At 69.1% G+C, this 19,713-nt stretch carries 17 protein-coding genes; 6 read left to right on the top strand and 11 right to left on the bottom strand.

Annotated elements, in window-relative coordinates:
- The 9 genes from ET526_RS13620 to rplK all read right to left on the bottom strand — a co-directional run.
- A partial coding sequence (locus tag ET526_RS13620) for a GTP-binding protein (protein WP_240048397.1) occupies positions 1 to 153 on the bottom strand: 153 nt, incomplete at its 3' end.
- A 26-nt stretch (positions 154 to 179) separates the two neighbouring features.
- Positions 180 to 656 (bottom strand): 30S ribosomal protein S7, encoded by a 477-nt coding sequence (rpsG, locus tag ET526_RS13615; protein ID WP_135468249.1) that lies wholly within the window; start codon positions 654 to 656, stop codon positions 180 to 182.
- An 11-nt stretch (positions 657 to 667) separates the two neighbouring features.
- Positions 668 to 1,039: a 30S ribosomal protein S12 gene (rpsL, locus tag ET526_RS13610; protein WP_135468248.1), complete on the bottom strand. Its 372-nt coding sequence runs from the start codon at positions 1,037 to 1,039 to the stop codon at positions 668 to 670.
- Positions 1,040 to 1,334: 295 nt separating this feature from the next.
- Entirely contained in the window at positions 1,335 to 5,609 is a 4,275-nt protein-coding gene (rpoC, locus tag ET526_RS13605) for a DNA-directed RNA polymerase subunit beta' (protein ID WP_135468247.1), read from the bottom strand.
- 95 nt (positions 5,610 to 5,704) lie between these two features.
- Positions 5,705 to 9,898, bottom strand: coding sequence for a DNA-directed RNA polymerase subunit beta (gene rpoB, locus ET526_RS13600; RefSeq protein WP_135468246.1), 4,194 nt, complete (start codon positions 9,896 to 9,898; stop codon positions 5,705 to 5,707).
- A gap of 198 nt (positions 9,899 to 10,096) precedes the next feature.
- The gene (gene rplL, locus ET526_RS13595; protein WP_135468245.1) at positions 10,097 to 10,483 is read right to left on the bottom strand and encodes a 50S ribosomal protein L7/L12; all 387 of its coding nucleotides are present in this window, start codon (positions 10,481 to 10,483) and stop codon (positions 10,097 to 10,099) included.
- Positions 10,484 to 10,566: 83 nt separating this feature from the next.
- Positions 10,567 to 11,082, bottom strand: coding sequence for a 50S ribosomal protein L10 (gene rplJ / locus ET526_RS13590; RefSeq protein WP_135468244.1), 516 nt, complete (start codon positions 11,080 to 11,082; stop codon positions 10,567 to 10,569).
- A gap of 342 nt (positions 11,083 to 11,424) precedes the next feature.
- The gene (gene rplA, locus ET526_RS13585; protein ID WP_135468243.1) at positions 11,425 to 12,126 is read right to left on the bottom strand and encodes a 50S ribosomal protein L1; all 702 of its coding nucleotides are present in this window, start codon (positions 12,124 to 12,126) and stop codon (positions 11,425 to 11,427) included.
- A 3-nt stretch (positions 12,127 to 12,129) separates the two neighbouring features.
- Positions 12,130 to 12,564, bottom strand: a complete 435-nt coding sequence (rplK, locus tag ET526_RS13580) for a 50S ribosomal protein L11 (protein ID WP_135468242.1) — start codon at positions 12,562 to 12,564, stop codon at positions 12,130 to 12,132.
- Positions 12,565 to 12,791: 227 nt separating this feature from the next.
- Here rplK and ET526_RS13575 point away from each other — a divergent pair, with 227 nt between their 5' ends.
- Together ET526_RS13575 and ET526_RS13570 are read left to right on the top strand one after the other, a co-directional pair.
- Complete coding sequence (locus tag ET526_RS13575) at positions 12,792 to 13,169, top strand: hypothetical protein (RefSeq protein ID WP_135468241.1); 378 nt, start codon at positions 12,792 to 12,794, stop codon at positions 13,167 to 13,169.
- A 156-nt stretch (positions 13,170 to 13,325) separates the two neighbouring features.
- Complete coding sequence (locus ET526_RS13570) at positions 13,326 to 13,712, top strand: response regulator (RefSeq protein ID WP_135468240.1); 387 nt, start codon at positions 13,326 to 13,328, stop codon at positions 13,710 to 13,712.
- A gap of 23 nt (positions 13,713 to 13,735) precedes the next feature.
- On the opposite strand, the gene ET526_RS13565 is transcribed toward ET526_RS13570, so the two are convergent.
- Both ET526_RS13565 and ET526_RS13560 read right to left on the bottom strand, forming a co-directional pair.
- Positions 13,736 to 14,398: a phosphoribosyltransferase gene (locus tag ET526_RS13565; RefSeq protein ID WP_240048393.1), complete on the bottom strand. Its 663-nt coding sequence runs from the start codon at positions 14,396 to 14,398 to the stop codon at positions 13,736 to 13,738.
- Positions 14,399 to 14,432: 34 nt separating this feature from the next.
- Entirely contained in the window at positions 14,433 to 14,858 is a 426-nt protein-coding gene (locus tag ET526_RS13560) for a CBS domain-containing protein (RefSeq protein ID WP_135468239.1), read from the bottom strand.
- A 587-nt stretch (positions 14,859 to 15,445) separates the two neighbouring features.
- On the opposite strand from ET526_RS13560, the gene ET526_RS13555 reads away from it, so the two are divergent.
- From ET526_RS13555 to ET526_RS13540, 4 genes are all read left to right on the top strand, one after another.
- Positions 15,446 to 15,898 (top strand): 6-pyruvoyl trahydropterin synthase family protein, encoded by a 453-nt coding sequence (locus ET526_RS13555; RefSeq protein WP_135468238.1) that lies wholly within the window; start codon positions 15,446 to 15,448, stop codon positions 15,896 to 15,898.
- 131 nt (positions 15,899 to 16,029) lie between these two features.
- Positions 16,030 to 16,443, top strand: a complete 414-nt coding sequence (locus tag ET526_RS13550; protein WP_204623630.1) for a molybdopterin-dependent oxidoreductase — start codon at positions 16,030 to 16,032, stop codon at positions 16,441 to 16,443.
- A gap of 10 nt (positions 16,444 to 16,453) precedes the next feature.
- Positions 16,454 to 18,964, top strand: a complete 2,511-nt coding sequence (locus ET526_RS13545) for a putative bifunctional diguanylate cyclase/phosphodiesterase (protein ID WP_135468236.1) — start codon at positions 16,454 to 16,456, stop codon at positions 18,962 to 18,964.
- A 110-nt stretch (positions 18,965 to 19,074) separates the two neighbouring features.
- Positions 19,075 to 19,602, top strand: coding sequence for a hypothetical protein (locus ET526_RS13540; RefSeq protein WP_135468235.1), 528 nt, complete (start codon positions 19,075 to 19,077; stop codon positions 19,600 to 19,602).
- The last annotated feature ends 111 nt before the right edge of the window (positions 19,603 to 19,713 follow it).

Below are 19,713 nucleotides of genomic sequence, written 5' to 3'. Positions count from 1 at the left end.
GTCGATCTGGTCATAGGCGGTGAAGGTCGCACCGCCCGTCTTCGCCAGGACCTTGGTGATCGCCGCCGTCAGCGACGTCTTGCCATGATCCACATGCCCGATCGTGCCAATGTTGCAGTGCGGCTTCGTCCGCTCAAACTTCGCCTTCGCCATCGTTGTCGTTCCTCGATCGGGTCGGATTACCAGCGGTAGTGGCTGAAAGCCTTGTTGGCTTCCGCCATCCTGTGAGTGTCCTCGCGCTTCTTGACGGCGGCACCGCGGTTGTTGGCCGCATCCATCAGCTCAGCCGAGAGGCGCTCCTCCATCGTGTTCTCGCCGCGCTTCCGGGCCGCATCGATCAGCCAGCGGATCGCCAGCGCCTGCCGCCGTTCGGGCCGCACCTCGACCGGAACCTGATAGGTGGCACCGCCCACGCGTCGGGAACGCACCTCGACGGCCGGCTTCACGTTGTCCATCGCCTCATGGAAGAGGCGCAGCGGATCGCCATTCGGACCCATGCGGCGCTTCAGCGCATCCATCGCGGCATAGACGATGCGCTCCGCCACGCTCTTCTTGCCGTCATACATGAGCACATTCATGAAGCGGCTGAGCACGACATCGCCGAATTTCGGGTCGGGCAGCACTTCGCGCTTCTCCGCGCGGTGACGGCGCGACATCCTTCGCCTCCTTACTTGGGCCGCTTGGCGCCGTAGAGGGAGCGGCGCTGGCGGCGCTTGGCGATACCCTGCGTATCGAGGACACCGCGCAGGATGTGATAGCGGACACCAGGCAGGTCCTTCACGCGCCCGCCGCGGATCAGCACCACGGAGTGTTCCTGCAGGTTATGACCCTCGCCCGGAATGTAGCTCACCACCTCGTAGCCGTTGGTAAGCCGAACCTTGGCCACCTTCCGCAATGCCGAGTTCGGCTTCTTCGGCGTGGTCGTGTAGACACGCGTGCAGACGCCGCGCTTCTGCGGGCACCCCTGCAGCGCAGGAACCTTGTTCCGCTTTGCGTTCGGCTCCCGCCCCTTGGCGATGAGCTGGTTGATCGTCGGCATGACGCCCCTTCGTGAACCGTCCGTCGGCCCCATCGCCGCAAAAGCCCCGCGGCCCGCACAGACGCCAAGGCGCCGTGCAGGCTCGCTGACTTGCCCCGACCTTTGCCACCCCGGGACTGGGGAGGCAGCGCCGATGGCGGCGTTGTGGACCAAGCACCCGGCGGGCCCGGCGATAGGACGCCGCCCCTGCCAAGGGCGGGGTTACTACGCGCCAAGGAAAGGCAAGTCAAGCGAGCCCGCCGCCCCGGGCAGGAAAAAGGCCGGGTCCATGCGGACCCGGCCAGTCAAGGAGAAACTACTCCGCGGCCTGCCTGCGGCCGCCAGAGGGCTCGGCAAGGGCCGGCTGCGCCCCGGGTAGGCGGGAGCGGTCGCGCTGCGCCGCGAGCGCCCTCAGGCGGTTCATCACCGACCCCGTGCCCGCGGGGATGAGCCGCCCGACGATGACGTTCTCCTTCAGGCCCGCCAGAGTATCCACCTTGCCCGCGACCGCCGCTTCGGTCAGCACACGGGTCGTCTCCTGGAAGGAGGCAGCCGAGATGAAGGAAGTGGTCTGTAGCGAAGCCTTGGTGATGCCCTGCAGAACCGGCTCTGCCCGAGCAGGACGCTCTTTCGCGGCGATCCGCTTCTCGTTCTCCATATCGAACTCAATGCGGTCCACCTGTTCCCCTACCAGAAAGGTCGTGTCGCCCGGATCCACGATCTCCACCTTCTGCAGCATCTGGCGGACGATCACCTCGATATGCTTGTCGTTGATCTTCACGCCCTGCAGCCGGTACACGTCCTGAATTTCATTGACCAGGTAGTTCGCTAGTGCCTCGACCCCGAGCACGCGCAGGATATCGTGCGGCACGCGAGGGCCGTCCACCAGCGGATCGCCGGCCTTGACGTAGTCGCCTTCCTGTACCGAAACGTGCTTGCCCTTCGGAACGAGGTACTCGCGCGGGGCCGGCGGCTCGTCTCCCACCTGCTCCGGCACGACGATGATGCGGCGCTTTGCCTTGTAGTCCTTGCCGAACTCCACGCGACCATCGATCTCGCTAATGATCGCATGGTCCTTCGGCCGGCGTGCCTCGAACAGCTCGGCGACGCGGGGCAGGCCGCCCGTGATATCGCGGGTCTTGGAGCTTTCGCGCGGCAGGCGCGCAAGCACGTCGCCCGCATTAACCTTCGCGCCGTTCTCCACCGAAAGGATCGAGTCGGGGGCAAGGAAGTAGCGCGCTTCGGCGCCGTTCAGCAGGCGGACGATGTTGCCTACTTCATCCTTCAGGATCAGCCGGGGACGGAGGTCGGCGCCCTTCGCCCCCTGCTTGTAGTCCACAACCACCTTCGAAGAGAGGCCGGTCACCTCGTCCATGCGTTCGACGAGAGTGACGCCATCGATCAGGTCGGCGTACTCGACCGTGCCGGAACGCTCGGTGATGATGGGCAGCGTGAACGGATCCCACTCGGCGAGCTTCTGCCCACGCGTGGCCGAAGCCCCCTCATCCGTGAGAAGCCGCGCACCATAGGGGACGCGATAGCGCGCCCGCTCGCGCCCGGCCGCGTCATGCAGGGTGATCTCGCAATTGCGGCTCATCACGATGGGCACGCCCTGGCTGTTCGCCACGACGTTGCGGTTCGAGATCCGCACCGTACCGTCCGTCGTCGCCTCCACCGCCGACTGCTCGGCGCCGCGCTGCGCCGCACCGCCGATGTGGAAGGTGCGCATGGTGAGCTGCGTGCCCGGTTCACCGATGGACTGCGCGGCGATCACGCCGACCGCCTCGCCCACGTTCACCGGCGTCCCGCGCGCCAGATCGCGGCCATAGCATAGCGCGCAGACCCCGGACCTGGAATCGCAGGTGAGCACGGAGCGGATCTTCACCGTCTCGACGCCGGCACGCTCGATCCTCTCGGCATCCGCCTCCTCGATCAGCGAATTGCGCGGCACCAGCACCTCGCCGCTGGTTGGATCGGTCACATCCTCCTGCGTGGTGCGCCCCAGGATACGCTCGGAAAGCGAGGAGACCACCTCCCCACCGTCGAGTACGGCTCGCACCGTGATCCCACGCTCGGTGCCGCAATCGTTCTCGACGATGATGCAGTCCTGCGCCACATCCACCAGGCGGCGGGTCAGGTAGCCCGAATTCGCCGTCTTCAGAGCCGTGTCGGCCAGCCCCTTGCGCGCCCCGTGCGTGGAGTTGAAGTACTCCAGGACGGTTAGCCCCTCCTTGAAGTTCGAGATGATGGGCTGCTCGATGATCTCGCCGGATGGCTTGGCCATCAGCCCCCGCATGCCGGCGAGCTGGCGCATCTGGGCAGGGCTGCCACGCGCGCCCGAATGCGACATCATCCAGACGCTGTTCACAGGCTTGCCGATCTCCTGCTTGGAGATCTCCTTCATCATGGCCTGCGCCACCTCCTCGGTGCAGCGCGACCACGCGTCGACCACCTTGTTGTAGCGCTCGCCCGCGGTGATAAGGCCGTCGAGATACTGCTGCTCGAACTCCTTCACCTCGTTCTTGGTACGTTCGATCAGCGCCTGCTTCTCGGCCGGGATGACCATATCGTCCTTGCCGAAGGAGATTCCGGCCTTCGCCGCGTGGCGGAAGCCCAATCCCATCAGGCGATCGGCGAAGATCACGCTCTCCTTCTGGCCACAGTGGCGGTACACCGCGTCGATGACGTCGGAGATGCTCTTCTTGGTGAGCTGGCGGTTGACCAGGGAGAAGGGCGTGCGCGGATGCTGCGGCAGCAGCGCCGCGATCATCATGCGCCCCGCCGTGGTCAGCACCACCTCCTGCCGCCCCGGCTCATCCTCCCTCGGCGCGGGCACCCGAGCCAGGATTGCGGAGTGAAAGGTGATGATCCCCGCCGCAAGCGCCTGCTCCACCTCACCAAGCCCGCCGAACACGCGCGGCCGGAAGGCCAGGGCCTGACGTTCCTCCTCGGTCAGATCCTCCGGACGTTTACCGGCCGCCTCGGCGACCAGCGTCTTCGCCCTCTCCATCCGCCTCTGTTCCTCACGGAACTCGGGCGTCTCCAAAGAAAGGTAGTAGAGGCCGAGCACGATGTCCTGGCTCGGCACAATAATCGGCTTGCCATTGGCGGGGCTAAGGATGTTGTTCGTGGACATCATCAGCACCCGCGCCTCGAGCTGGGCCTCGAGGCTGAGCGGCACGTGCACGGCCATCTGGTCGCCATCGAAGTCGGCATTGAAGGCGGTGCAGACCAGGGGGTGAAGCTGTATCGCCTTGCCTTCGATCAGAACCGGCTCGAAGGCCTGGATCCCGAGGCGGTGCAGCGTCGGCGCCCGGTTCAGCAGCACCGGATGCTCGCGGATCACCTCCTCGAGGATGTCCCACACCTCCGGCCGCTCCTTCTCGACCATCCGCTTCGCGGCCTTGATGGTCGTGGCGTGCCCGTACTTCTCGAGCTTCGAGTAGATAAAGGGCTTGAACAGCTCAAGCGCCATCTTCTTCGGCAGGCCGCACTGGTGGAGCTTCAGCTCCGGCCCGACGACGATGACGGAGCGGCCCGAATAGTCCACGCGCTTGCCGAGCAGGTTCTGCCGGAACCGGCCCTGCTTGCCCTTCAGCATGTCGGAAAGCGACTTCAGCGGCCGCTTGTTGGCGCCGGTGATGGCACGGCCGCGCCGACCGTTGTCGAACAGCGCGTCCACCGCCTCCTGCAGCATGCGCTTCTCGTTGCGCACGATGATGTCGGGGGCCCGCAGCTCGATGAGGCGCTTCAGCCGGTTGTTGCGATTGATCACGCGCCGGTAGAGGTCGTTGAGGTCGGAGGTCGCGAAGCGGCCACCGTCAAGCGGAACCAGGGGCCGCAGCTCCGGCGGAATGACGGGAATGACCGACATGATCATCCACTCGGGGCGCGCGCCGCTCTCGCTGAAGGCCTCGATCAGCTTCAGGCGCTTGACGAGCTTCTTGCGCTTCGCCTCGGAGGTCGTCTCCTTGAGTTCCGCGCGCAGGCGCACGGCCTCCTTCTGCAGGTCGATGCCGGCCAGCATCTGCCTGACCGCCTCGGCGCCGATGCCGACCGTGAAGGCATCCTCGCCGAACTCGTCCATCTTCGCCTGGTACTGCTCCTCGCTCAGGAGCTGGTGCAGCTTGAGATCGGTCAGCCCCGGCTCGAGCACGACATAGGATTCGAAGTAGAGGACCTTCTCCAGCTCCTTCAGGCTCATGTCCACCATGAGCCCTACGCGGCTGGGGAGCGACTTCATGAACCAGATGTGCGCCACCGGCGAGGCAAGCTCGATGTGCCCCATGCGCTCGCGCCGCACCTTGGCGAGCGTCACCTCCACGCCGCACTTCTCGCAGATGATGCCACGGAACTTCATCCGCTTGTACTTGCCGCAGAGGCACTCGTAGTCCTTGATCGGGCCGAAGATGCGGGCGCAGAACAGCCCGTCCCGCTCCGGCTTGAAGGTCCGGTAGTTGATGGTCTCCGGCTTCTTGATCTCGCCATAGGACCAGGAGCGGATCTGCTCCGGCGAGGCGATGGAGATCCTGATCTGGTCAAAGGAGAGAGCCTGGCCCGTCTGGCCCAGGATCTTCATAAGCTCGTTCATGCGGCCTTCCTTGTGGTCCAGCCTGCCGACCGGCCAGGGTCGGCGGTCCATTGCGTCGTGCGCCCCCGGGGCGCCGTCCCGGGGGCAGGTCGCGATCAGCTTCCGCGCGTCTCGAGATCCACGTTGAGGCCGAGCGACTTCAGCTCCTTCACGAGCACGTTGAAGCTCTCGGGAATGCCGGCCTCGAAGGTGTCCTGGTCGCGCACGATGGCCTCGTAGACCTTGGTGCGGCCGGAGACGTCGTCGGATTTCACGGTGAGCATCTCCTGCAACGTGTAGGCCGCGCCATACGCCTCCAGCGCCCAGACCTCCATCTCGCCGAAGCGCTGGCCGCCGAACTGCGCCTTGCCGCCCAGCGGCTGCTGCGTCACCAGCGAATAGGGCCCGATGGAGCGGGCGTGGATCTTGTCGTCCACCAGGTGGTGCAGCTTCAGCATGTAGATGTAGCCGACCGTGACCTTCCGCTCGAACGGCTCTCCGGTCCGCCCGTCTATCAGCGTGACCTGACCGGAGGCGTCGAGGCCCGCGCGCTCCAGCATGCGCTCGATGTCGCTCATGCGCGCGCCGTCGAACACCGGAGTGGCCACGGGCACACCCTTGCGCAGGTTCTCGCAGAGCTCGATGAGCTGCTCTTCGCCCATCGGCGCGATCTCGCGCTCGAACACCTCATCGCCGTAGATCTCGCGCAGCCGGGCGAGCAGCTCCTCGCGCACCGCGCCGCTACGGCGGTATTCCTCCACCAGCTCGCCGATCTGCCGGCCGAGATTGGCGCAGGCCCATCCCAGATGCGTTTCCAGGATCTGGCCGACATTCATGCGCGAGGGCACGCCGAGCGGGTTCAGCACGATGTCCACCGGCGTACCGTCCTCGAGGAACGGCATGTCCTCGATGGGCACCACCCGCGAGACGACGCCCTTGTTGCCGTGCCGGCCGGCCATCTTGTCGCCGGGCTGCAGCTTGCGCTTCACCGCGACGAAGACCTTGACCATCTTCATCACGCCCGGCGGCAGCTCGTCGCCGCGCTGCAGCTTGTCCACCTTGCTTTCGAAGCGCTTCTGCAGGCGCTCCACGGCGGCGTCGAACTCGCGCTTCAGCGCCTCGATCTCGGCCATGGCGGCATCGTCCTGCACGCCGATCTGGCGCCAGGTCGCCTTGGCGAACTGGTCGAGCACCTCGTCGGTGAGCACCGTGCCGGCCTTGATGCCGCGGAAGCCGCCCGAGGCCTTGCGGTTCAGGAGCCGCTCGCGCAGCCGGGAGTAGAAGGACCGCTCCTGGATCGCCTTCTCGTCGTCGCGGTCCTTGGCCAGCCGCTCGATCTCGGCGCGCTCGATCGCCATGGCGCGCTCGTCCTTGTCCACGCCGCGGCGGGAGAAGACGCGCACGTCCACGATCGTGCCGGAGACGCCCGGCGGCAGGCGCAGCGAGGTGTCGCGCACGTCCGACGCCTTCTCGCCGAAGATGGCGCGCAGCAGCTTCTCCTCCGGCGTCATCGGGCTCTCGCCCTTGGGCGTCACCTTGCCGACCAGGATATCGCCCGGATTCACCTCGGCGCCGATGTAGACGATACCCGCCTCGTCGAGGTTGCGCAGCGCCTCCTCGCCCACGTTGGGAATGTCGCGGGTGATCTCCTCCTGGCCCAGCTTGGTGTCGCGGGCCATGACCTCGAACTCCTCGATGTGGATCGAGGTGAAGACGTCGTCCCGCGCGATCCGTTCGCTGATCAGGATCGAGTCCTCGAAGTTGTAGCCGTTCCAGGGCATGAAGGCGCAGAGCACGTTCCGCCCGAGCGCCAGCTCGCCCAGCTCCGTGCTCGGCCCGTCGGCGATGATGTCGCCGGCGCGCACCAGGTCGCCCACGCGCACCAGCGGGCGCTGGTTGATGCAGGTGCTCTGGTTGGAGCGCTGGAACTTGCGCAGGCGGTAGATGTCCACGCCCCGCGTCGTGCCGTCCTCTCCGGTCGCGCGCACCACGATGCGCGCCCCGTCGATGGAATCGACGATGCCGTCGCGCCGCGCCACGATGGTGGCACCCGAATCGCGCGCCACCGCCGCCTCCATGCCGGTGCCCACCAGCGGCGCATCCGCCTGCACCAGCGGCACCGCCTGGCGCTGCATGTTCGAGCCCATCAGCGCCCGGTTGGCGTCATCGTTCTCGAGGAACGGGATCAGCGCCGCGGCGACGGAGACGAGCTGCTTCGGCGAGACGTCGATCGCCGTCACCTCCTCCGGCTTCACCAGCCGGAAGTCGCCGCCCTGGCGCACCGAGACGAGGTCGCCCGCCAGCCGCTCCACGCCGTCCACCTTCACGGTCTCGGCGTCGGCCTGCGCCACCACCAGCCGCTCTTCCTCCATGGCGGAGAGGTAGCGCGGCTCGCCGACGATCTGCCCGTCCTTCACCAGGCGGTAGGGCGTCTCGATGAAGCCGTACTTGTTCACCTTGGCGAAGGTGGCGAGGCTGTTGATCAGGCCGATGTTCGGGCCTTCCGGCGTCTCGATCGGGCAGATGCGCCCGTAATGCGTCGGGTGGACGTCACGCACCTCGAAGCCCGCCCGCTCGCGCGTCAGGCCGCCGGGACCGAGCGCCGAGAGGCGGCGCTTGTGCGTCACCTCGGACAGCGGATTGGTCTGGTCCATGAACTGGCTGAGCTGCGACGAGCCGAAGAACTCCCTGACTGCCGCCGCCGCCGGCTTCGCGTTGATCAGGTCGTGCGGCATGACGGTGTCGATATCCACCGACCCCATGCGCTCCTTGATCGCGCGCTCCATGCGCAGCAGGCCGACGCGGTACTGGTTCTCCATCAGCTCGCCGACCGAGCGCACCCGGCGGTTGCCGAGGTTGTCGATGTCGTCCACCTGGCCGCGCCCGTCCTTCAGCTCCATCAGGACGCGCAGCGTGGCGATGATGTCCTGCTTGCGCAGCGTGCGGACGGTGTCCGGCACCTCCTCAGCGGAGAAGCCGAGGCGCATGTTCATCTTCACCCGTCCGACCGCGGAGAGGTCGTAGCGCTCGGGGTCGAAGAACAGGCTGCGGAACAGCGCTTCCGCGGTCTCGGGCGTCGGCGGCTCGCCGGGGCGCATCACCCGGTAGATGTCCATCAGCGCCTCGTCGCGGTTGGTGTTCTTGTCCACCGCGAGGGTGTTGCGCATCCAGGGGCCGACCGTCTGGTCGATGGCCAGCGTCGGCAGCCGCTCCAGCCCCACCTGTTCGATCAGGGAGAGCTTCGCCTCCGTCAGCTCCTCGCCGGCCTCAGCCCAGATCTCGCCGGTCTGCATGTCCACCAGATCCTCGGCGACATAGCGGCCGAGGATGTCGGCGCGGCCGACCAGCACCTCGGTGGTGCCGGCCTCGGCGATCCTGCGGGCGGCGCGCGGCGTCAGCTTGGTGTCCTTCTCGGCCACCACCTGCCCGGTGCGGGCGTCCACCAGGCTCTCCTGCAGCTTGACGCCGCGGAAGGACTCCGGATCGAAGGGCCGGCTCCAGCCCTTGGCGCCGCGGGTGAACACCACCTGGCCGTAGAAGCCGTTCAGGATCTCCTCGGCATCCATGCCGCGGATCTCGGCCGGATCCATCTCCTGGCCCGCCGCCGCGCGCTCCGCGCGGCGCTGTTCGGTCCAGGCGGAGTCGAGCGCCATCAGCAGGGTGGTGGCCGGCAGCTTCCGCTTGCGGTCGATGCGGACGTAGCAGATGTCCTTGGCGTCGAACTCGAAGTCGAGCCAGGAGCCGCGGTAGGGGATCACGCGTGCGGCGAAGAGATACTTGCCGCTCGAATGCGTCTTGCCCTTGTCGTGGTCGAAGAACACGCCCGGGCTGCGGTGCATCTGGCTGACGATGACCCGCTCGGTGCCGTTGATGATGAAGGTGCCGTTGTCCGTCATGAGCGGCATGTCGCCCATGTAGACATCCTGCTCCTTGATGTCGCGGACGGAACGGCTGCCCGTGTCCTCGTCCACGTCCCACACGATCAGGCGCAGGCGCACCTTGAGCGGCGCGGCGTAGGTCATGCCGCGCTGCATGCACTCCTCGACGTCGTACTTCGGCTCCTCGAACTCGTACTGCACGAATTCGAGGCGGCCACGCCCGGCAAAGTCGTCGATCGGGAAGACGCTCTTGAACACCTCCTGCAGGCCGGTATTGGTCCGGGCGTCGGGGTGCGTCTCCATCTGCAGGAACGCCTCGTAGGAGGCGCGCTGCACGTCGATCAGGTTCGGCATGGGCGCAACCTCGGGCAGGCGCCCGAAGCTCTTGCGGATCCGCTTGCGCCCGGTGAACGACTTCGCGATAGCGTTCATGCCTGTCCCGTGTCCCTCTCGCCGCGGCACCTGGCCGGGCGCAACGATGTTCGCAACCAAATCGTCTTCCCGTCCGCGGCCGGACCGGCGGCCGGCACGCGGGAATGGCAGCACGGGCGGCGACCCAGGGGGTCCCCGCCCGCACCCTCCTTCTAGCTGTCGTCCGCCCGGGGCAGCGCCACGGGCGGCGGAGCGGCCTTACTTGATCTCGACAGTGGCCCCGTTCTCCTCGAGGACCTTGCGGATCTTCTCCGCCTCGTCCTTGCTCACCCCCTCCTTCACGGTCTTGGGGGCGCCCTCCACCAGGTCCTTCGCCTCCTTCAGGCCAAGGCCGGTGATGGTGCGGATCTCCTTGATGACGTTGATCTTCTTGTCGCCCGCCTTGGCGAGGACGACGGTGAACTCCGTCTTCTCCTCGGCAGGGGCGGCTGCGGCGGCGGCACCGCCCGCGGCAGGCGCAGCCGCCATCGCGACCGGAGCCGCGGCGGAGACGCCCCACTTCTCCTCCAGCATCTTGGAGAGCTCGGCAGCCTCCAGAACCGTCAGGCTGGAGAGCTCTTCCACCAGCTTTGCGAGATCAGCCATATCTGCGTGTCCTTCGATCTAATGGCTTGGCCAGCCGTTTGCAACACCCCTAAGGGGCCGGGAAGAGGCCCCGGCCCGGACCCTCACGCCGCGTCCTTGCGCGCATAGGCCCCGAACACGCGCGCGAGCTGCGCGCCCGGCGCCTGGAGCACCCCGGCGATGCGGGTCGCCGGCGTCTGGATCAGCCCGATGAGCTGCGCCCGCAGCGTCTCCAGGCTCGGCAGCTCGGCCAGGGCCTTGACCCCGTCCGCACCCAGCGTCTGGGTCCCGAGCGCCCCTCCCAGGACGACGAATTTCTCGTTCGTCCTGGCGAACTCCACCGCCGTCTTCGCCACCGCCACCGGGTCCTTCGACCAGGCAAGCGCCGTTGGCCCCCTGAGCAGCGGCCCGATGCCCTGGAAGGGCGTGCCCTCCAGGGCGCGAAGCGCCAGGCGGTTCTTGGCGACCTTGTAGGTCGCCCCCGCCGCCCGCATGCGGCGCCGCAGCTCGCTCACATCGGCAACCGTCAGGCCGTTGTTGCGGCCGACAAGCACGAAGGAGGTATCGGCGAACACCGCGCTGAGGGAGGCGACGAACTCCCGCTTCTCCGTGCGGTCCAAGTCTCGTCTCCTTCTCTGGCCGGCACCCGGAGGGGCACCGGCCGGTTCGAGCGGGGGTGTGCGGCCCTACGCACGCGACCGCCGCGGCCGCCGGCGCCGGGTCAATCTCCCGCCGCCGGCCGCCGCCACCCCGGTTCGCCTGCCTGAGTCCGGAACGCCAAGCCATGCGCGCCGACCGGGGCCTTGCCCGGCCGGGCGGATCTCTCGGCACCCGTCTGTCGCGGGCGGGGCGGTCGCCGCCCCATCAAGGCCCCCGGGGCCACCTGCGGTCTCGGACAGGTTCGGGAAGGGCCGGAGCCCCTCCCTGCCCGCCTGCCCCGGTCGGGGCAGGCGTATCTCGCATCAGGCGGAGGCGCTCAGCGAGCCCACATCCACCCGCACGCCCGGCCCCATGGAGGAGCTGAGCGCGACCTTCTTCACATAGGTGCCCTTGGCGCCCGAGGGCTTGGCACGCTGGATCGCCTCGATGAAGGCGCGGGCATTCTCCAGCAGCTTCTCCTCCTCGAAGGAGGCCTTGCCGATGCCGGCATGGACGATGCCCGCCTTCTCGGCGCGGAACTCCACTTGGCCGGCCTTGGCCGCCTGCACGGCGCCCCGCACGTCCATGGTGACGGTGCCGAGGCGCGGGTTCGGCATCAGGCCGCGCGGGCCCAGGATCTTACCGAGGCGCCCGACCAGCGCCATCATGTCCGGGGTAGCGATGCAGCGGTCGAAATTGATCTCGCCGGCCTGCACCTTCTCGGCCAGGTCCTCCGCCCCCACCACGTCGGCCCCGGCGGCCAGCGCCTCCTCGGCCTTGGGGCCGCGGGCGAAGACGCCGACGCGTACCGTCTTGCCGGTGCCGTTCGGCAGCCCGACCACGCCGCGCACCATCTGGTCGGCATGGCGCGGGTCGATGCCGAGGTTCATCGAGATCTCGACCGTCTCGTCGAACTTCGCCCTGGCATTGGCCTTGACGAGGCGGATCGCCTCCTGCAGCGGGAAGGCCTTGTTGCGGTCGAAGCCCTGGTAGATGGCGCGCAGCCGCTTGCCCTGCCTGGCCATGGCTCAGCCCTCCACCACCGTAAGGCCCATCGAGCGGGCGGAGCCGGCGAGCATGCGCACCGCCCCCTCGATGTCGTTGCAGTTCATGTCCTTCATCTTGATCTCCGCGATCTCGCGGAGCTGGGACTTCGTCACGCGCCCGATCGGCCCGGCCTTGCCGGGGGTCTGGCTGCCCTTTTCCAGCTTCGCCGCCTTGAGCAGGAAGTAGGTGTTGGGGGGCGTCTTGGTGACGAAGGAGAAGGTGCGGTCCGAGTAGGCGGTGATGACCACCGGCGTCGGCGTCCCGGGCTCCATGCCCTGGGTCGCGGCGTTGAACTCCTTCACGAACTGCATGATGTTCAGCCCGCGCTGGCCGAGCGCCGGGCCGACCGGCGGCGAGGGGTTCGCCTTGCCGGCCGGGATCTGCAGCTTGATGTAGCCGACGATCTTCTTCGCCATGTCCTGTCCCTGCTGTCAGGGAGGCGCGGTGCACGCGGCGCGCGCCCGGTCATGGCCGGCCGGCGCCTCCCGCGTCCCGGAGTGAGGGCGGGGCGTATGGCGGCGGGCGGCGCCGGAGTCAAGCCGCATCCGCGACACTTTCTGCGTGCCATGACGTTGACGTGGAGACACCATGATCCCGCCGTCATCCGGGCGTTGCATCCTGGGCCAGAAGAGGAGGATCGGCCGTGACGCCGAGGATTCCGCCCATCCCTGTTTTCGCCGTCCTGGCGGCGCTGACCCTGGGCGGCTGCGCCGGCACGGCGGATGGGTGGGGTGGCGGCTACTATCACCCCGGCTACCATCATGGTGGGTACTACCCGTGGGGCGGTGGTGGCTACTACGTCGCGCCGCGCCCGCCACCCTCATCCTACTGGGCGCAGCGCCGCTGGGCCGAGGAGCGGGCTTGGCGGCATCACCAGCGCCGCGCCTGGGAGCGCCACGCCTGGGAGCGGGAGCGCCGGCACCATGCCTGGCACCCGCCCCCGCCCCCGGTGCCGAGGCGGGAGCACTGGTCGCAGGACCGGCTGCGCCGGCACTGGGAAGGCATGCTCCGCAACCAGTGACGCCCTCACGGAAGGCAGTTACGGCGCTTTCCCATTTGCACGCCTGACTTTTTGCGTGCGCGAAGGTACCGACGGCCTATCACGGGTTGTAGCTTGCTTTGACTTCATCCACAGCTTGCAATATCTCCTTCCGGACAGCGGAAGGAGCGAAGGCCGGTGACCCTGCGTGTCCTTGTCGCCGAGGACGAGGTGCTGGTCGCGCATTCCCTGGCCGACCTTCTCGAGGGCGAGGGTCACGCGGTGCACCTCGCCTTCGACGGCGAGGCGGCCCTCATGGCGGCGCGGTCGCTGGGGGGGGCGATGGACGTGCTGCTGACCGACCTCAACATGCCTGGCTTGCCCGGCGAGGAGCTGATCCGCCTCCTGCGCGCCGAGCGCCCCGGACTGCCGGTGGTGGTGATCACCGGCTCGCCGCCGCTTGGCGGTGTCGAGGAATTGCGCCGCCACGCCGGAGGGAATGGCCTCCTGGTCCTGTTGCACAAGCCGATCGACGATGCGGAACTGTTCGCCGCGCTGCACGAGGCCGCCGCCCGGACGTCGTGAGCGGCGCCGCCGGCCTTCCAGGCTCAGCCCGGCGCCGTGCCTTCCTGTCTCGCGGCCCGGTCCAGCAGCGCGATCACCTCGGCATCGGTGAGCTGCCCGAAATCCTCGTAGTGGCTGCCGACGGCGCCGAACTCCTCTGGGGTCGCTAGGAACACCGCCTCCTCGCAGGCGGAGCGCAACGCGCGGGCGACATCGGCCGGCGCCACAGGCACCGCCAGGATCCGCCTGCCGGCGCCGAGCCGCGCCAGCGCCTGCAGCGCCACCCGCACCGTTCCGCCGGTGGCGATGCCGTCATCCACGAGCACAACGCTGCGCCCCCGCAGCGGCACCGGGCTGCGCCCGCGGAGGTAGAGGGCGCGGCGGCGCGCGATCTCCCGCAGCGCCGCTTCCACCTCGCGCTCGATGTGCCCGCGCGACACGCCGAGCACGCGGACGATGTCCTCGTTCAGCACCGTCTCGGGCGGGGTTCCCTCGACGACGGCGCCGATCCCGAGCTCCGGCTGGCCCGGCGCCCCGATCTTGCGCACCAGCATCAGGTCAAGGGGGGCGCCGAGCGCCCGCGCCACCGGCAGGGCCACTGGCACGCCGCCGCGGGGCAGGGCCAGAACCACCACCCCCTCCCCCTTCAGATGCGCGAGGCGCCCCGCCAGCAGGCGACCCGCCTCCTCCCGGTTCCGGAACATCATCGCCGCCGGCCCTTCCACCTCCTCGCGGTGCGGTTCAGCGCCCGGTCCCGCAGGGCCGGGAGACGCCGCGCAGCGCCTCGCCGGCCGGCCCGGCCTCTCCGCCCGTCGCCAGATCACCAAGCGAGAGGATGCCGACGAGGCGATGGTCGCGGGTCATCACCGGCATCCGCCGCACCTGCTGCTCCGCCATCCGCCGGGCCACTTGGTCGAGCTCCTCGTCCTCGAAGCAGCAGGCCACGCCGACGCTCATCACCTCCCGCACCAGGGTGTCGGGCCCCTTGCCCAGGGCCACGGCGCGCAGGGCGATGTCGCGGTCCGTCACCATGCCGACAATGCGCCCGCCACTTCCCACGGGCAGGGCGCCCGTGTCGCAGGCGGCCATGGCATGGGCCGCCTGGGCGATGGTCTCGTCCGGCGCCGCGAGGTGGACGTTGCGCGTCATCCTGTCAGCGACCTTCATGGCCTCCTCCCGCTGGAAGGGCGCCCCTGGTCCCGGCGGCCGTCAGGCCTCTTCCCCGATGCGGGAACGCCACCTGCCCGCTGACGGTTCGGCCGCGGCGCCGGCTCAGACGGCGGGCCGGGCAACCGGCTGCGGAGGCTGCGGTCCCGGTGGCGAGAGGGGGGGCACCTCGGCGGGCCGGTCCGGGGAGGGCAGCTCGGGTCCCGGTGCCGGTGGGGCGGGCGTGGAGGGAGGCAGGCCGGGCAGTTCCGGCCCGGGCCCGGGCGGCGGGGCGGGAGGCGGCGTCTCGGCCGGTCCCGTCGGGGGGAGGCCGGGCAGTTCGGGGGGTGGCGTCTCGCCTGGATCGGACAGGAGGGCGCTGGAGCGCGGCGTGAGGGGCGGTCTGGACATAGCGCATGGAACGCATGGCATGGCGTTCTGTTCGCCACTCAGGTACCGGCGGCGGGCGCGCCGGGAAGTGCGCGCATTACGTGTAGTCAGGTGTATTCGGATCGGCTATGTTTCGTTCGTGCTGAGACAGCCCCCGAGGCCGCAACCATGGCGTGTGGACGGATGCGGCGGTCCGGCTTTGCGAAAGGCCAGACGAGATGGCGTCACCACCTCCCTCCACCGACCAGGCCGCGCCCGGGCCTGCCTTGGCCTCCGCGCAAGATTATAACGGAAACCCCCATCAATCCAATAACGATATAGAAACTTTTTGCGAATTCACCTTCGAGGCGGCTCACAAGACGCCTCCCTATTCAGATCTGCACGGCCATTCCTTTCTTGTACAGGTCTTTATGAGGGGTCCTTCTGATCCGACCTTTGGTTGGTCTCACAATCTATTCGAAATCGAGCCGATCATTCAGGAATTGCGCGCCATGCTGGACCATCGCTGCCTGAACGACGTGGAAGGACTGTCCGTGCCGACGCTGGAGAACGTGGCCCGCTGGCTGTGGCACCGGCTTGCCCCGCGAATCACCGGGCTCGACCGGATCACCGTCTGCCGCGGCCGGGAAGGCCAGCGCGAAGGCACGACCTACAGGGGAGGCGTGTCATGAACGCGCCTCCCGGAGGGCCGGAAGCGCCCCCCACACCCACGCGGCGGCGGCTCCTCCTGGCAACGCTCCTCCCGCCGCTCGTTGCGACGGCCCCCGCGGGGGCAGAAGGCCTGCCCCCCGTCAACGGTCCGGTGATCCTCACCGTCTCCGGCGCGATCCGGAACACCAACCGGGGCGATTCCGCCGTCTTCGACAGGGAGGGGCTCGAATCCCTCGGGTTAGCCGGCTTCACCACCAGCACGCCCTGGTTCGACGGGCCGCAGCGCTTCGACGGGGTGCCCATGACCCGCCTGATGGAGGCGGTGGGCGCGGCCGGCACCACGGTAACCGCCATCGCGCTCAACGACTACACCACCGAGATCCCCACCGCGGATTTCGCCCGCTACAACGTCCTGCTCGCCCTCAGACGCAACGGCGCCTACATGCCGGTCCGCGACAAGGGCCCCCTCTTCATCGTCTATCCCTACGATTCCGCGCCCGAATTGCGGGGCCAGCCCTATTACGGGCGCTCCGCCTGGCAGCTTGCCCGGCTGATCGTGGCATGAGCCCCTGATCATGCAGGCCTCGCCGGAGGTTCCCGCTCCCGGGCGGCAGCGGCACGCGGTGCCGGAACTCGGGCGCAGCCTCCGCACGGTGGAGCGGGCCCTGATCGCGATCGCCCTGATCCTGGCGATCGCCTCGCTCGGCACCACTGCGCTGCTGTTCGGCCACCGGGACGGTCTCCGGGCCGCCACGCGCTACAACGATATCTGGGCGGTGAGCCAGGCCGCGCAGGAGGTGGCACGGCTGCAGATAGCGCTCGGCGGCTACGCCATCGGCCGCGGCGCCGCGGAGCGCGACGCGGTGGAACTCTGGCTCGACATCGTAGAGAACCGCAGCCGGGTGCTCAATCGGGGCGAACTCGCCCTCTACGTCTCGGGCCTCCCGGAGCTGGCCGCGGCTGTCGAGAGGCTGCAGGCCGCCATCGCCGAGGCGCGGACGCTCACCGATCGGCTGGAGGAGCCCGGCGTCGCCGAGGCGCTGATGCGGCGCTTCGGCCAGCTCGCACCGGAGCTCGCGCGCCTCGCCGCCGCGGCCTATGTGCAGGGCACCGCTGCCGTGGCCGCGGACATCCGCCACCTCGCCGCCCTGCACTGGGTGCTCTCGGCGGCGCTGTTCGCCCTCATCCTGTGCTGCCTCGCCATGGTCGTGCTGCTGCGGCGCCGCCACGCGCTGCTGCGGGAGGCCTATGGCGGGATGCAGGCCCTGGTGCGCGACCTGGAGCGGGCGGGCACCCAGCTCGAGGAGGCGAATGCCCGCGTGCGCGCCGCCATGGAGGAGGTGCAGCAGCAGAACCTGGCGCTGCAGGCGCGCGATGCCGAGCTGCACATCCAGAACGCCCGCTTCGACGCCGCGCTCAACAACATGTCCCAGGGCCTCTGCATGGTGGATGCGGAGGAGCGGCTGATTGTCTGCAACCAGAGATTCCGCGAACTCTTCGGGCTCCAGGCCGAGCGCACCCTGCCCGGCACGCCCGCGCTCGAGGCCTTCAGCGCCGCCTCCCCGGGCGGTCAGGTGAGCCCGAAGCTCGCCCACGCCATCTGGGCCGACCAGGCGCTGCTGGCGGCGGGCGGCAGGCCGGCGACCTTCGTGCGGGAGGACGAGAACGGCCGTACGCTGATGGTCCTGCACCAGCCCATGGCCAGCGGTGGCTGGGTCGCGACCTACGAGGACATCACGGAGCGCCGGCAGGCCGAGCGGCGCATCACCTATATGGCGCACCACGACGCGCTGACGGGCCTGCCGAACCGCGTCATGTTCCAGCAGCGCGCCGAGGACACGCTCCGCCGCCTGCACCCGGACACGGGCGGCCTCGCCCTGCTCTGCCTCGACATAGACGGCTTCAAGGACGTGAACGACTCTCTCGGCCATCCGGCCGGGGATGCCCTGCTGCAGGCGGTGGCGGGGCGGCTGCGTGGCCTCGTGAACGAGGGCGACCTCGTGGCGCGGCTCGGCGGCGACGAATTCGCGGTGCTGCAGGTGGCGCGCAGCCAGCCGGCCGAGGCGGAGGCGCTGGCGCAGTTCCTGATCGCCCGCCTGTCCGAACCCTATGCGCTGGATGCCGGCCGCATCAGCATCGGCGTCAGCGTCGGCCTCTCCGTCGCCGGCGAGGCTGCCTCCTCGGTCCACCACCTGCTCAGGAACGCCGACCTCGCCCTGCACCGGGCGAAGGCGGAAGGGCGGCGGAGCTGGTGCCGCTTCATGCCCGGGATGGAGGAGGCGCTCCGCGCCCGCCTCGACACCGAGGCCGACCTGCGCAGCGCCCTGTCGGGCAACGAATTCGAGATCCTCTACCAGCCGGTGTTCGACCTGCGCGCCGGTCGCCCCGCCGGCTTCGAAGCCCTGCTGCGCTGGCACCATGGCAGGCGCGGCCTGGTGCCGCCTTCCGAATTCGTGCCGGTCGCCGAGCAGTCGGGCCTGATCATCCCGATCGGGCGCTGGGTGCTCCAGCAGGCCTGCCTGGAGGCGGCCGGCTGGCCGGCGCCGCTCAAGGTGGCGGTCAACCTCTCGCCCGTGCAATTCCGCAGCGGCGATCTGGTCCGCACCGTGCGGGAGGCGCTCGCCCTCTCCGGCCTCGCCCCCGGCCGGCTCGAACTCGAGATCACCGAGACGACGCTGCTGCAGGACAACGAGGCGGTGCTCGGCATGCTGCAGGAGCTGCGCGCGCTCGGCATCCGCGTTGCGCTCGACGATTTCGGCACGCGCTACTCCTCGCTCAGCTACCTGCGCGCCTTTCCCTTCGACAAGATCAAGATCGACCAGTCCTTCGTGCGCGACATGTCGAACCGCGCCGATTGCCTGACCATCGTCCGCTCGGTCGCGCGCCTTGCTGCCCAGCTCGGCATGACCGCCACGGCCGAGGGGGTGGAGACGGCGGAGCAGCGCGCACAGGTCGAGGCCGCCGGCTGCACCGAGGCGCAGGGCTACCTGTTTGGCCGGCCCGAGCCGGCCGGCACGCTCGAGCGCTGGTTCCGCGACCTCCGCCATCCAAGGCCAGCCCTGGTCGATCTCGGCGGCCGCCGCTGACGCCGCCTCCAGGGCCGCCCCCGCCCCCCCCAGAGCGGGGCCGCCGAGAAATTGATATTGATAATCACTCTCATATAGGGCAGGAAGAACCCGCACCCCAGGAGAACGCCATGGGCCGAATCCTTCCCTTCACCCCGCGCATCCTCCACACCTACCCGGTAGCGGCCGAAGCCCTGGACCATGCCGAGGGCGTGGTCCTGACCGGGATGCGGGAATGGGTGGCCGAGCTGAAGCGGGGGGCCGATCCCATGCTCCGCCTGCGGCAGGACATGGCCGGGCTGGGCGCCCCGGACGCGGCGCTCTCCCTCGACCAGTTCCTGCGCATCGTCGCAAGGACCGCGCGACGCCCAGTGGACATGCGCTGCCCGCGCTGCCCGCGGCTTTCCGAGGATGAGCAGCGCCTGCTCCACGCCGTCGCGCTTGCCCAGGCCGGAGAAAGCGGGCGGGCCGAAAGGACGCTGCGCTGCGGGCTACTCTCTCCCCCCGGCGCCGAATTCGCGCTCGGTCCCCTGGAAGGCCTGGGCGAGCTTCTGCTCGGCATCGGCCTGGCCCTGCCGCGCCGCGTCTTCGCCGAGGAGCAGGAGCTGCCTGGCGGCGGCACGGTCTGGGCCTCCCCCCTCCCTGCCGCGCTGCACTGATACGGTTCTGCGGAACGGTGCCCGCGCGACCGCCCTCCGGTGTTCTGGCCGCGCTGCCGGCTTCAGGTCGCGCCCGGCGGCAACCGGCGCGGGGCAGCTTCCGTCCAACTT

Origin of the sequence: Crenalkalicoccus roseus, from assembly GCF_004761865.1 — a bacterium.
Taxonomy (GTDB): Bacteria; Pseudomonadota; Alphaproteobacteria; order Acetobacterales; family Acetobacteraceae; genus Crenalkalicoccus; species Crenalkalicoccus roseus.
This window is presented reverse-complemented; position numbering and strand designations above follow the sequence as displayed.

Coding starts and splice junctions, on each gene's coding strand:
- rpoB (WP_135468246.1), bottom strand. CDS start 9,898: ATGAACGCTATCGCGAAGTCGTTCACCGGGCGCAAGCGGATCCGCAAG.
- rplK (WP_135468242.1), bottom strand. CDS start 12,564: ATGGCGAAGAAGATCGTCGGCTACATCAAGCTGCAGATCCCGGCCGGC.
- rplL (WP_135468245.1), bottom strand. CDS start 10,483: ATGGCTGATCTCGCAAAGCTGGTGGAAGAGCTCTCCAGCCTGACGGTT.
- ET526_RS13540 (WP_135468235.1), top strand. CDS start 19,075: ATGGGCCGAATCCTTCCCTTCACCCCGCGCATCCTCCACACCTACCCG.
- ET526_RS13560 (WP_135468239.1), bottom strand. CDS start 14,858: ATGAAGGTCGCTGACAGGATGACGCGCAACGTCCACCTCGCGGCGCCG.
- ET526_RS13565 (WP_240048393.1), bottom strand. CDS start 14,398: ATGATGTTCCGGAACCGGGAGGAGGCGGGTCGCCTGCTGGCGGGGCGC.
- rplA (WP_135468243.1), bottom strand. CDS start 12,126: ATGGCCAGGCAGGGCAAGCGGCTGCGCGCCATCTACCAGGGCTTCGAC.
- rpoC (WP_135468247.1), bottom strand. CDS start 5,609: ATGAACGAGCTTATGAAGATCCTGGGCCAGACGGGCCAGGCTCTCTCC.
- rpsG (WP_135468249.1), bottom strand. CDS start 656: ATGTCGCGCCGTCACCGCGCGGAGAAGCGCGAAGTGCTGCCCGACCCG.
- ET526_RS13555 (WP_135468238.1), top strand. CDS start 15,446: ATGGCGTCACCACCTCCCTCCACCGACCAGGCCGCGCCCGGGCCTGCC.
- rpsL (WP_135468248.1), bottom strand. CDS start 1,039: ATGCCGACGATCAACCAGCTCATCGCCAAGGGGCGGGAGCCGAACGCA.
- ET526_RS13545 (WP_135468236.1), top strand. CDS start 16,454: ATGCAGGCCTCGCCGGAGGTTCCCGCTCCCGGGCGGCAGCGGCACGCG.